This window comes from Pseudomonadota bacterium (assembly GCA_030859565.1).
Classification (GTDB): domain Bacteria; phylum Pseudomonadota; class Gammaproteobacteria; order JACCXJ01; family JACCXJ01; genus USCg-Taylor.
The window spans coordinates 20,837-33,241 of sequence record JALZJW010000029.1 but is presented as its reverse complement, the minus strand read 5'-3'; the positions used below and the strand labels follow the sequence as shown (position 1 = coordinate 33,241).

At 56.4% G+C, this 12,405-nt stretch carries 13 protein-coding genes and 1 tRNA gene; 7 read left to right on the top strand and 7 right to left on the bottom strand.

Annotated elements, in window-relative coordinates:
• Window positions 1–266, top strand: a 266-nt coding sequence (locus M3436_06395; protein MDQ3563767.1) for a hypothetical protein, incomplete at its 5' end; no start/stop codon positions are given.
• A gap of 996 nt (window positions 267–1,262) precedes the next feature.
• The gene (locus M3436_06390) at window positions 1,263–1,799 is read left to right on the top strand and encodes a DUF885 domain-containing protein (GenBank protein MDQ3563766.1); all 537 of its coding nucleotides are present in this window, start codon (window positions 1,263–1,265) and stop codon (window positions 1,797–1,799) included.
• A gap of 362 nt (window positions 1,800–2,161) precedes the next feature.
• On the opposite strand, the gene M3436_06385 is transcribed toward M3436_06390, so the two are convergent.
• Window positions 2,162–2,238: transfer RNA gene (locus M3436_06385), tRNA-Arg, on the bottom strand.
• 167 nt (window positions 2,239–2,405) lie between these two features.
• On the opposite strand from M3436_06385, the gene M3436_06380 reads away from it, so the two are divergent.
• From M3436_06380 to M3436_06365, 4 genes are all read left to right on the top strand, one after another.
• Window positions 2,406–3,071, top strand: a complete 666-nt coding sequence (locus tag M3436_06380) for a MarR family winged helix-turn-helix transcriptional regulator (protein ID MDQ3563765.1) — start codon at window positions 2,406–2,408, stop codon at window positions 3,069–3,071.
• Between the two features lie 228 nt (window positions 3,072–3,299).
• Window positions 3,300–4,145 (top strand): ATPase, encoded by an 846-nt coding sequence (locus M3436_06375; protein ID MDQ3563764.1) that lies wholly within the window; start codon window positions 3,300–3,302, stop codon window positions 4,143–4,145.
• 23 nt (window positions 4,146–4,168) lie between these two features.
• Entirely contained in the window at window positions 4,169–5,296 is a 1,128-nt protein-coding gene (locus M3436_06370) for a homoserine O-succinyltransferase (GenBank protein MDQ3563763.1), read from the top strand.
• A 127-nt stretch (window positions 5,297–5,423) separates the two neighbouring features.
• A complete protein-coding gene (locus M3436_06365; protein ID MDQ3563762.1) occupies window positions 5,424–6,794 on the top strand; it encodes a DUF3391 domain-containing protein in 1,371 nt (456 codons plus the stop codon).
• A 44-nt stretch (window positions 6,795–6,838) separates the two neighbouring features.
• Here the strand turns inward: M3436_06365 and crp are convergent, their stop codons facing one another.
• Window positions 6,839–7,480 carry a cAMP-activated global transcriptional regulator CRP gene (gene crp, locus M3436_06360; protein ID MDQ3563761.1) on the bottom strand — a complete coding sequence of 214 codons (642 nt, stop codon included), beginning with the start codon at window positions 7,478–7,480 and terminating at the stop codon, window positions 6,839–6,841.
• A gap of 108 nt (window positions 7,481–7,588) precedes the next feature.
• Between crp and M3436_06355 the strand changes: the two genes are divergently transcribed.
• Complete coding sequence (locus tag M3436_06355; protein MDQ3563760.1) at window positions 7,589–8,008, top strand: OsmC family protein; 420 nt, start codon at window positions 7,589–7,591, stop codon at window positions 8,006–8,008.
• On the opposite strand, the gene M3436_06350 is transcribed toward M3436_06355, so the two are convergent.
• From M3436_06350 to M3436_06330, 5 genes are all read right to left on the bottom strand, one after another.
• Complete coding sequence (locus M3436_06350) at window positions 8,005–8,883, bottom strand: diguanylate cyclase (protein MDQ3563759.1); 879 nt, start codon at window positions 8,881–8,883, stop codon at window positions 8,005–8,007. The two genes, M3436_06355 and M3436_06350, sit on opposite strands and share 4 nt — an antisense overlap.
• Window positions 8,884–8,995: 112 nt before the next feature.
• Window positions 8,996–9,721, bottom strand: coding sequence for an ABC transporter ATP-binding protein (locus M3436_06345; GenBank protein MDQ3563758.1), 726 nt, complete (start codon window positions 9,719–9,721; stop codon window positions 8,996–8,998).
• A gap of 83 nt (window positions 9,722–9,804) precedes the next feature.
• Window positions 9,805–10,527: a prepilin-type N-terminal cleavage/methylation domain-containing protein gene (locus M3436_06340; GenBank protein MDQ3563757.1), complete on the bottom strand. Its 723-nt coding sequence runs from the start codon at window positions 10,525–10,527 to the stop codon at window positions 9,805–9,807.
• A gap of 217 nt (window positions 10,528–10,744) precedes the next feature.
• Entirely contained in the window at window positions 10,745–11,467 is a 723-nt protein-coding gene (locus M3436_06335) for a hypothetical protein (protein MDQ3563756.1), read from the bottom strand.
• Between the two features lie 12 nt (window positions 11,468–11,479).
• Window positions 11,480–12,253 (bottom strand): ABC transporter permease, encoded by a 774-nt coding sequence (locus tag M3436_06330; protein MDQ3563755.1) that lies wholly within the window; start codon window positions 12,251–12,253, stop codon window positions 11,480–11,482.
• Window positions 12,254–12,405 lie beyond the last annotated feature (152 nt).

Genomic DNA, 12,405 nt, shown 5'->3' with positions numbered 1-12,405 from the left:
TTGGACAAAGCCTTCGCGAGCAGGATCTGGAGGAAGCGATCACGGCAACGAAAAAAGCCGATCTCGTCATCGCGCTCGGCTCCACGCTGTCCGTGTATCCGGCCGCCTCGCTTCCTTTGCTCGCTGCCCAGCACGGGCTCCCCTATGTGATCATAAATCGCGGGGCGACCGAGCATGATGGGCATCCGTCGGTGAGCCTGCGAATGGAAGGCGATGTCCTCGACACTTTCCCCCCAGCCGTCGAACGAGCCCTTAAGGCCGGTTGATGCGGGAGAAGTGCCTTCCGGATGACATCCCGTGCGTAAGGCATACCAGACGCTCGCCGATCTAAGGGCGACCGTTGCGCATGCGGGGCGCTTGGAATGGATCGGGCTCCGCCCCGGGCCGCGACGGATCGAGAGCGTGGTTTGTGCCATCCTTGCTCGCGCACGGAGGAAGCCTTGGGGTCGGGGGGGCTCCACGCTTTGCCTTGTGCCGGAGCTTTTTGGGGGGTGGTGAAATTGCCAGAGCCCTGCGCCGGTCGCGGTGGATATTCCCATCGCCTTGAAGATGCGCTCCTGCTATGTTAGCGCCCCTCACCTCAAATCGTGGTTCTTCCGCGAATTGATCTTGCGCCCAAACCACCACTGCGGCTCCCAGAAACACTATCGCCGGGCCTATCCGTTCTAGAGCTTAACATTCACTGCGCTGCACCCCAGCTCTTCCTTGCCCTGGAATTATGCGCGCGTCCTATGCAGACAAACATCAAGCCCGACAGGCGGTTTGGGATATGCTGGTGGAAAGCTGCACTGGGCGTTTCCCGTTTCCACTCGTGGCCGAATTCCCAATTTTGCCGGGGCGAAACAGGTTGCCGAGCGCCGGCTTGCGCACCCACTGTTCGACCACGTTAAGCGCATCAAGGTCAACCCCGACCCACCACAGCACTACGTTCGTTTGTAAGCGCTGAGGAGAAGGATCACGGTGTTTGTCCCCACACCTTGGTTACTCGGCGGTTGCAAGTGCTTTGACCCAGTGAAGATCCCGGTCGCTAGGTTGCATGACCTCGGGTCCATCGTTCCACGAGCAAGCGCGCCGAGATTGACTTCAAGTGGGCTGAATGAGTTCAACTAGGATAAGGAACTACACTTTTTCGGGGACTGCGCCCCGAAAAAGTGGCCCCTGTCGGGGCAGCGCATATCGACAAAATGTTGTCGATGTCGTTCCGGTAAGCGCCTATGCTGAGTAGAGCTCTTGGCTGCCCTGGAAAGGTGGCCCTATGCCTGGTGGCATTTGCATTTGTTGCCGTCTATCAACGAAGCCTAGCGGAAACCCGTGCTTTGGATTGGGATAGGTTCGTCGATCACTTCGTGGAGAATTACTTCGTCGCCCACCCCGACTTCGCTGTGCGCGCTGGCCGGCACGAGTTCGACGGCAAGCTGCCCGATTGGAGCCGTGCCGGGCTGGCAAAGGAGGCCGAACGCCTAGGGTCGAATCGCAAGGGGGCGTTGGAGTTCGATCCCGCCAAACTGGATAGGCAGCAACGCTTCGAGCGTGATTACCTGATTGCTGTGATCGACCGCGATCTCTTCTGGCTAACATCGGCGCGCTGGCCGTATAAGAATCCCATGGCCTATGCAAGCGCCCTGGATCCAAACGTGTATGTGGCCCGCGCGTATGCACCGCTCGATGCACGCATGCGGGCGTATATCCATTATGCCAAGGCCATACCCAATGGTTGGATTCGCGCTCGTCGCTTCGAATGTCGGAATCGGTGGATGACATCTCGACCCGTAAGGTGGCCATGTGCGCATACCATGTGATGGAGCCATTGTAGCGGCGCTCCTCGAGGGGTCGGCTCTCGATAATTCTCGAGGCAATCAACAACGCCGTCGGCCCTTTCTTGCAAGTAACGCCCGCCGTGCCCCCCACCCTCAACGCGATAGGACCCGGAACCGACGCCTGAACCTGCATTTGGAATCAGTTTTCAACCAGGGCTTAAGTACCCTAACTTATGAGCGAAACCTACCTTCGGCGCGCCTAGTCTAGAGGCTACCGAAACGATCGCAATCTGATCGCTTTTCATAATTGAGCATCGTGGAACCTCATTGAATAAAATGGATATTTTTGCGATCGTTGCGATCATAAGAATTGATATAATATCATTATAACTATATGATTATAGTGGTGCCCTGGGCCGGACTCGAACCGGCGACCTCCCGCTTAGGAGGCGGACGCTCTATCCACCTGAGCTACCAGGGCGGGACAAACCCATCTTACTACAAAGCCCGTGCGGAAAGATTTTCAGAGAGGCGGCAGCACGCAACGCGGTGCCTATATTCGCGCGGAAATTTGCTTACACTCGCTTTTGCCCTTGACAGCATACCGGTTTACCGGTGTACTAATAAGGACTCCTAAGGAAATTACCTATGGCGGCGACGATTTTCGATGGGATCAGCGACCCGATGAACCAGCGTTTGATATCGGGCTTGGCGAAGATTGGGCTTGCTATTAAAAGCCATGCGTGGAAGGACGCCGGGAGCCAGGGCCTGACGCCGACGCAGGGGGCGATCCTTGCGCTTCTACACGCCAAGGGGACGGGTGAGTGGAGACTGTTTTCTATTTCTAGGGCGCTAGCGATAAGCGCCCCGACGGCAAGCGAGGCGGTAACCGCGTTAGTACGCAAGGGACTGGTCAGCAAAGGGCGAGCGGCGACTGACCAGCGGGCGCTGCTGGTTCAGTTAACGCCCAAGGGACGCGCCGAGGCGGAACGCACGGCCCATTGGCCGGATTTTTTGATCGGTGCCGTCGATGAACTGTCGCCGGTGGAACAAGAGGTATTTTGTCGCGGGCTGATCAAGATGATCCACGCCTTGCAGGAGCGGGGCGAGGTCCCAATTTCTCGCATGTGTGTGACCTGCCGGCATTTCCGCCCGAGTGTGTACGACGATCCGGATACTCCGCATCATTGCGCCTTTGTAAACGCGGCGTTTGGCGAGCGCCACTTGCGGTTCGATTGCCCCGAACACGACGCGGCCCCCGTAGAGCTGCGGCAAGAGAATTGGAACCGGTTTATTGAAACCCATGCCGCATAGCAGCGAGATCACACAATCCGACCGAAACACCCCGGGTGCTTGCGCGGTGCGCGAATGTTTCCTAGGCTTACGATGACGATTCTTCCGAAGCAGGAGGGAGCGTACTCAGATGACTTTTTGCCGTTGTAATTCTTTGGCTGCTCGTGATCGTAGCTTTGCCGGTCCAAAGAGCTTACCTACATCGCTTCAAGCAGCGATTCCAGTCAATTGAGTAGACGCTAGAAGCGGGTGAAACTGAACGTCGATCAATTCAGAGCTTGGGAGAACAAGAGCGTCACGCTTCTCGGCATGTCTGGTGTCGGCAAGACGCATCTCGCGAATATCCTCAGAAGCAGTCATTGGTTCCACTATTCCGGTGATTATCGCATTGGTACCCGGTATTTGGGCGAAGCGATCCTCGACAATATCAAGCAGCAAGCCATGCAGATTCCGTTCTTGCGGGAACTGCTGCGCGCGGACTCTATCTACATCTGCAACAATATCACGGTGGAAAATCTAAAACCCGTCTCCACCTTCCTTGGGAAGCTCGGAAACCCCGAGGCGGGTGGCTTGGGACTCACCGAGTTTAAGCGTCGTCAAGCTCTCCACCACGAAGCGGAAATTGCGGCGATGAAGGATGTGCCCGAATTTCTTCGCAAGGCGAAGGAGATTTACGGCTACCGGCATTTCGTCAACGATGCGGGCGGCAGCGTGTGCGAGCTCGATGATCACGAGGTGCTGGATACCCTCGCCAAACATACGGTGGTGCTGTATATCGAGGCGACCGAAGTTGACGAGCAGGCATTGATCCGGCGCGCCGCTGAAGATCCAAAACCACTGTATTACCGGAATGTCTTTCTGGATGAGCAGCTCGCTGTGTTCAAGCGGGAACGCAAACTCGCTTACGTCGCGCTCATCGATCCGGATGAATTCGTGCGCTGGATTTTCCCCAGGTTATTCTATGCGCGCATCCCTCGGTATCAGGCGATCGCCGAAAGGTACTGCTACACCGTCACGACGGCGGAGATCGCTCAGATCCAAAGCGAGGCCGATTTTCTCCACCTCGTCGAGACCGTGATCGCCCGCGAGTCCTAAGCGGTTGGAAAGGAAGACGGGTCATGCCCCTCGTTGCAAATTCGAACCTGCCGGCGTTCGCGGACTTGCGGCAGGAAGGCGAGACGGTGATCCCAAACGACATCGCTCTGCATCAAGACATCCGCGAGCTGCACATCGGGCTGCTCAATATGATGCCGGACAAAGCGCTAGAAGCTACCGAGCGGCAGTTTTTACGGCTGGTCGGGGAAAGCAACCAGATCGCACAGTTCTATGTTCACCCGTTTACGATCGAGGAGCTAACACGCGGGCCCGATGCCCGTGCTCACATCGCACGGTATTACGAGACCTTTGACGATATCAAGGCAGCCGGGCTCGATGCGCTCATCATCACCGGCGCCAACGTGACGCAACCGGACCTCGCGCTAGAACCTTTTTGGCAGCCCTTGATTGCGATCATCGATTGGGCATATGAAAACGTGACCTCAATCCTGTGTTCCTGCCTTGCCACCCACGCTGTTCTGCAGTTCCGTCACGGCAAGAAGCGTCGGCGTTTGAAATCCAAGCGCTGGGGTGTGTATTCCCATTACATCACGGACGGCCGGCACCCGCTCATTGCCGGCGTCAATACGCGCTTCGACGTGCCGCACTCGCGCTTCAACGAGATCGGTCGCGAGCAGTTTGAATCCGCAGGGCTCTTCGCGCTCGTCGAGAGCGCTGAGGCGGGTGTGCATATCGCGGTGAGTGAGGACGGTTTCCGTATCGTGTTCTTTCAAGGCCATCCCGAATACGACACCGTCAGCTTGTTGAAAGAATACAAACGCGAAGTGCTGCGTTTCGCGAGTGCTGATGTCGATGAATACCCGCCCTTCCCGGTGAACTATCTCACGCCGATGACCCAGGCGATCCTTGAGGAATATTGCGAAGAGGTCAAACTGGCGCGGGCGCGAGCCGCTCCGATTCCCCAAATGCCGGAACACCTTGTCGTTCCTTATGTCGACAATACCTGGCACGACACGGCGGAGGCCGTGATAAATAACTGGATCGGCAAGGTTTACCAAACGACCAATATCAATCGACGCAAACCGTTCATGGAAGGCGTCGATCCCAGCGATCCGCTCGGGGTACGCGCATCGATCGCGGCCGTACCATCGAAATTTCACCAAGAGGCGCGTGCGCTGCCGCGGGAGTAAGGTGTAGACAAGGCGTTCTCCCCCAGTTCAAGTAATAGGGTTAGCATCCGATACACAGAGGTCAAGCTTACATTTCACTTCATTGCGATTTTAACGCTTATCTCGTCACGCACTGGGCTGTGCCGCGATGGAATCAAAAATCAGCACTCAAGACCTGCAGCTCAACATGTTCGTCTCCCGGCTCGACCGTCCGTGGCTGGGGACGCCTTTCCCGATCGAAGGTGTGTGGATTCAAGACCAAACGACAATAAGTCTTCTGCAACAACACTGTCAGTACGTATTCATCAGGACTGATAAGGTGCGCGAGGCGATCACGAGCGATCCCGAGCGAGCACGGGCCAAACGCGCCCAGAATGTTGTGCTCGATCGGCTGCTATCGCCTGGTGGGTCACCGCTAGCTCCCCCTATTACCTCGGTGCCTGCGCCAGGCCGTATTCCGCCGCCAGGAGGGACCTTCGGTGGCGTAGTGGAATTTCGGCCCGCGAATCCCACGTTTTACGAAGACCGGACGACGCTCGAAGACGAATATAGCGGCGCACACGGTGTGCGGCGCGAACTACGCGAATCGTTAAGCGAGTTCCTGGAGGACGTAAAATACGGAAAGGCGATCCACATCGTTGCCGTAAAAGCAGCGGTGCGCGGAATGATGGAAAGTATCCTGCGAAACCCGGACAGCGCGATGTGGCTTCGGCTCATGAAAGACAAGAATGCCTATACCCATTATCACCACGTTGACACGAGCGCGCTAGCGGTAGCCATGGGACGCCATTTGGGATTCTCGTCGGGCGAGATCTCCAACCTGGGCCTCGGTGCGTTGCTGAACAACATAGGCACCGCAAATCTCCCATCGGACCTGCTAATGAGTTCGAACCATCTGTCGGAGGAGGAGATTAGCCTCGTCAGGCGCCATGTGGAATCGGCCGTAGCGCTTTTGAGCAAAACCCCCGGCGTCGCCAAGCAGGTGATCGACATCATTGCCTGCCGCCACGAGTGGTTTGATGGGGGTGGTTATCCGAACAGGTTGCAGGGGCCGGCAATCCCGGTGTTTGCCCGAATGGTGGCAATCGCCGAGTGGTTTGATGCATGCACGAGCGACCGGCTACATGCCCCCGCGATTTCCCCGCACGCAGCGCTCCAGCAGCTTTACCGGCAGCGCAATACGCGCTTTCAAGGCGAACTTGTAGAGCAGTTCATTCAAACGCTCGGGGTTTACCCGACCGGAACCCTCGTCGAGCTCACCACGGGCGAGGTCGGGGTCGTGATCAGCCAAAACCGCGTGCGCCAGCTTCGGCCCCGGATCATGGTCATGCTGGGATCGGACAAGTCACATTACAAATCGTATTCGATTGTCGATCTTTTCAAACAGGCGACGGATCAATCGGGTAATCCCTTGTCGATCGTGCGTGCGGTGGACCCCGCTCAGTACGGCATCGAAACGCAACAATTCTTCCTCTCGTCCGTCTGTTCAAAGTTATTGGGTCATTCCCGAGGTAAGTGACCGAAGCGTTGAACCCTATAGCCGCGCGCAGGTTCCCAGACCGTTTATCGCACGCCGCAGACCACGATCGTCTTCCCTTTCACCTGAATAAGATCCTGTTGTGTGAAAATCTTTAATACCCGTCCGACAACCTCCCGTGAACAGCCGACGATACGGCCCAGTTCTTGACGCGTAACACTGATCTGCATCCCATCGGGATGCGTCATCGCATCGGGTTCCTTGCAAAGGTCTAACAAGGTCCTAGCGATGCGGCCCGAAACATCCAGAAAAGCCAGATCTCGTACCTTGCGGTTAGTTTTCAAGAGCCGCGTGGCTATTTGCGTCGCCAGCAAGGGTACGATGTGAGCGTAAATCGCGGGAAAATTACGCAGGCGGTCGTAGCTGACATGCGCTACTTCGCATTTTGTTCTCGCCCGGACAAAAGCGGTCCGCTTTATGTTCTCGACGAAAAGCCCGGTTTCCCCGAAGAACTGGCCGGAATTCAGATAAGCGAGAACGATTTCGTGCCCACGATCATCCTCCAGTATAACGGTTACAGACCCCTTGATAACGTACAGTAGTTCGTCGGCCGGATCCCCGCGTGTTATGATGAGCGCTTTGGCGGAATACTGCGCGCGGCGGCAGTGGCCTAGAAACTCTTCTATCAGTGGATCACTGGTGCGTTTAATGGGAACAAGAATCGACAAGGGTTACCTCACGGTATAGAACGATACGCTCGAAGGTTGTTTAGCAAGGGGCGTGTAAGGGTGTAACCGCGTAAAACGGTTTTAGGCACAATTATCCCGGAAAGCGCCATGCGTGCGGTTATAAGATGGGCGGGAGACGCCTTGTTCGTGGCCGAATCTGGCAGCGGCCACACAGTCGTGATGGACGGCCCGCCGGAGGCCGGCGGCCGAAATGTCGGCATTCGGCCAATGGAGATGGTGTTACTGGGCATGGGAGGCTGCACGGCCTACGATGTGGTATCAATACTACGGAAGGCTCGGCAAGACGTTAGGGATTGTCGAGTCGAGATCGAAGCCAAGCGCGCAGATAGCCCTCCACAGGTATTTACTTCGATCCACGTGCGTTTCTTGGTGCGTGGTAAAGGTTTATTGCCGCAGCAAGTTGAGCGAGCTATTCGGCTGTCGGCGGAGAAGTACTGCTCGGCCTCGACAATGCTCGGGAAGACAGCTGACATTACCCACGAATTCGAGACTGTCGAAGCCGACTAAAACACACTGACTGTTGCGGCGCCGTGTGGGGGATCCCCGATTACTATGTTAGAGGCTCGGTTAGTTAGGCTGACGGCATCGTCACCTTTTTTCCACGCCGTGACGCCCAAATTTATCGCCAAGCCTTCGGCCGCGGGGTCACGATCCCATTCTAGGAGGCTGGATTTATCCATCTCCGCGCGTAGTTTTCCAGCAAGTTGCGTCGCCGATTCGAGACTGGTCTCAGGCAAAACCACGAGTATGCTGTTGCCTTCCCAGTGGCCAATGATGTCTACCCAGCGAAGCCTTTCCTTAAGAAAGCGGGCGGTCTGAATTAGCGCTGTTGTGCGGCCGGATTTGGCGTTTGATTTGTTAGGTGTTGGCTGGCCCAGATTAATCATAAAAACCGCTAAGGCGTTGTTATAGCGCCGGCTTCTCGATACCTCGGAGACCAACTGCGCCATCACCGATTGTTGCGTAAGCAATCCGGTATCCGGATCAGTTTCGTTCAGCGCCGCAGAGATTAAGTTTAAATGCTTGCGTTTTCGAACGATCTCATAGTGGGTGACATCGATGACGCAAGCCACTTCGAACGCCCGCCCGGGTTCCATCTGCACGTGGCGGGCAATGAAATTCAACCAACGTTCTGTGTGGCCGGGCGTGGCAGGGAGTTGATAGGTCTCAACCGTTTTGAATAAGGTGAGGATCCGGTTCACGGGCAGGTCGTCTCGGGATATTCCGATGGTAGATTGGTACGTGACGGCGAGTTGTGAACATAGAGCGTCGTTTGCCCAGATTATCGTTCCGCTGTCGTCGGCGACGAATATCCCGATGGGAAGAGATTCTAGGATTTGCAAAGCGACCGCTGGGGAAATTGGAGTTTCTGCCTGGCTCATTGGGTTCCGTGTGGAGAAGATTGTTATGAAGCGGAGAGGTCGATTACTTGGCGGCAATTTGTGCTTCAACTTTAGTATAGTCCGCGAGTTCCACGCGCAAACGGAGGAGGCCTTACGGCGTTGCGCCGACGCAGTTCAGATAAGCTTCTTCTATGCCGGTGGCGTCGAAGTGCTCGCAAAATGCCGCGGGTGCGCCTTGGTAAAGGATCTGTCCCTGGTGTAATACAGCCATTCGGTCGCAAAGCGCACTGATGTCGGCAAGCATGTGGCTGGTGAAAAACAATGTCAGGCCCTGATCCTTGCGGACCAGCAAATCGCGTTTAAATAATGCACGGGCTTTCGGATCGAGACCGCTCATCGGTTCATCCAGAATAAACAACTCCTTACCGCTCAATAAGGTCGCCGCCAGCCCGAGTTTCTGCGCCGTGCCTTTGGAAAGCTGCCGTACGGGTTGGCGGAGCGCCGCGGGATCGAGGTCGAGGTGAGTCAGGATCTCATCGATCTTACCGATTTGCCATGGCACATGGTGCAGCCTCATCATATAGCGAAGAAACTCATTGCCGGTCGCGAAATTCGGCGGAATGAACTGCTCGGGTAAGAACGCGAGCCGCGAGCGCGCTGCCGGTCTCGCATGCGCGCGGCCGAAGATTTCGATCGATCCGCTATCGATGGCGCAGAGATCCAGGAGACATTTGATTAGGGTGGTCTTACCGGCGCCGTTGACGCCGACCAGTCCCAGGAATTCGCCTTCCCGGACGCCTAGCTCGATGTCCCGGAGGACCGGTTGTTTCCCGAACCGCTTCGTCAGGCCCTGATAGCGGATTGCCAGTCGTTCCACGGTTTTGTCAATGTGGGTAAGCGCCAACTAAGTATAAAAAACCCGCCGGGGCGGCGGGTTCGGAATGTCGATTTGAACTTTTTCTAAAACAGATAATACCCGTTACAATTGACGGGGGCGGCAGGGATATTCCATATCAGGTTCGGAACTGCCCCGACGACACAAGAGGGCGCGCCCTCGGCACCGACCGTAGGAAATATCGTTGCGACCGGAAGCGCCGATCGCAAGATCCCGCTGTCGGGGAAGCTATCGTCCACTTTCACATCATACTCGCGCATGACATTGACCGGCACCTGGTTACCAGTGATGAGGGCCAGGCGAGGGGGACCCGCGGCGACATAGTCAGGGCTGGTGCCGAGCAGTAGAAAACCGTTCCACGGATTGGTCGGTGCGGCGGGAGCGGCGGCTGCGGTATACGCGGCTGCGTTGGCGGCGACGCCTGGATAGCTGCCCTGTAAGAATCCTGCTCCTGCGAGATGCCCCCAGGCGGCAGCCGCCTCGGGAAAGGTGTTGATCACTTGGTCCCCGTTACCGCCCACACCGGCGCCCGGACAATTCGGCGCAGTGTTCCCGATGGTATTACAGGTATTCCCTGGCAGCATATCCCCGGGCACCGCACGATAGCGATCCAGAAACCCATAGTAGGCGGCTTGCACGCCGGATGCTTGATCCGCGAGGTTCCGCACGCGTGCTGCGGTCACCAATTCTTGGCCTTTGAGTATCCCACCGAGTAAAAGCCCGATAATAACCAGCACGATGGCTATTTCGACCAGAGTAAAACCTTGTTGTTTTGCCTTGTTGACCATAAACATCTCCTGCCGTTGAACGAGGTGGTAAGCTTGCATGCAGCGTATGTTCCAGGCTCATATCTTGTTGATATTTATATGTAGAAGTATAATTCAGCATCCCCTATTAGCATACGAATCGTCGCTTCTTCAACAGGGTTGTCGAGTTTTCAACGGGAGATGACTGCACCCTTCAGACGTTTGGATGACCGCCCACGGGTATAACTGCGGATCGAAATCATTTCTTTCCGTTGTCTTGGATCTGGGACTCCATCTGTTTCAAGCGCTTCGTAAGGAACGCAATCTCGCTTGGATCGGTAACCGTGCCGCTGTCGAGCAAGGCCCCGAGCAAGACTTTAGCGGTGTCGATTTCGCCCATGTCTTCGAGAACGAAGATGTGCATCTGCTTGGCCCAGTGCGGCACGCCCTTGCCGGTGGCATGGTTCGCGATTGCCTGGGCGTAACGCAACGCCAGTGGCAAGTCGGTGAGGCGGTGTTTAGCCAGCACCGCGGCGTGCGCGAGCCACTGCCAGCGCCGGTTGGGATCGTCCAGAAACCGCTGGTACACGAATTCGAGCATCTGCCGTTGTTTAGCTGGCGCCGGAACCTCGGCGTACAACCGGCTCGCGGCTAGCAATGGGTATTGGGAGCGCGGGGCAAGCGTTAAAATCGCGTCGAGCCAACCGATGACATGGCCATAGTTCAAATCCCGGAAGGGGATACTAATGCCCGGCTGGTTATCGAAGGCCTGTAGCCAGAGCATGAGCGCGCGTCCGAGTGCTTCCGGCTCCCCGAGACTGGCAACTTTAAAGACGTCGATCCGCGGAGGCGGCGGCAGTGCGCGGGCGATCGCTTGTGAGGGAGACTGTCCAGTTTGCCAGAGGATCTGCAAGGCAAGGCCGCAACACAGTGATAAAAATACCGGCACCGGCACCTCACGCAGTGGACGTTCTCTCGCCATGACACCCGAATCCTAGAAGTTCTTGCGGTACAAGTCGAACAGACCCGCGCCGATGAGCAGCACGAGGTAAATCATTGTTTGTCCGATGATCGCGACAAACTCCGGTCCAGCGGGGGCACCGTAGATGAGCCATTGGCTAGAGGTGTAGCGATCGAGATCGGGGAGCAGCAAGGCGAGGATGTCGATCACGCCACTGATGAACCGCTGCGATGGGGCTGAGGGATCGGCCAGCGGACCGTGACCGATGAGCTGAATCGACCCGATGGTACGGGCGAGGACATAAAAACCGACTACGCTGCTTAAGGCAAGCGTGGCTTGCCGGAAGGTGAATAGGCAGACGATGCTGACACTCGCGACGATGAACAATTCACAGGCGAGGGATAGTACCCAAGGTACGACGCGATGGGAGGGCGAATACAGCAGTAGGCATAATCCGATCAGCGTCGCGACCACTATCGTGACGCCGGAGAAGCCGAGAAGCCTGCCGAAGAAGTAACTTGCTCTCGAGATCGGTAGAGACAGCACGAGATCTAAACTCTTTTCGTGTTGTTCGCGCAGCATGCTCATCGTCACGAAAAGGCTGGTCAGGAGCACGGCGAAGAAACGTAACGCGCTGCTCAGTATACTGACCTTGGTTTCCGCGCTTTCCGTGATCGCGACTTCGCCGATAAATTCGGCGAGGCCGAAAAGCGAAATCAGGGCCGCTAGCACGAGCGAAATGAGTCGATTCTGAATCGCTTCGCGAAGCGTAAACAAGCCGATAGTCAGGATTGCGAGCATAGGCATTTCGGATGTTCGAGCGCTAACCTAATCAGCATCCTGGTTGTGTGCGGAACGCTGATAAATCAAACGACCCTATAATTGAACGGCACTCCGGCAAAACCGTCATTCCGGCCGGAGCGAAGCGGCGAGCCGGAATCCAGTCATTCGTGTACCTT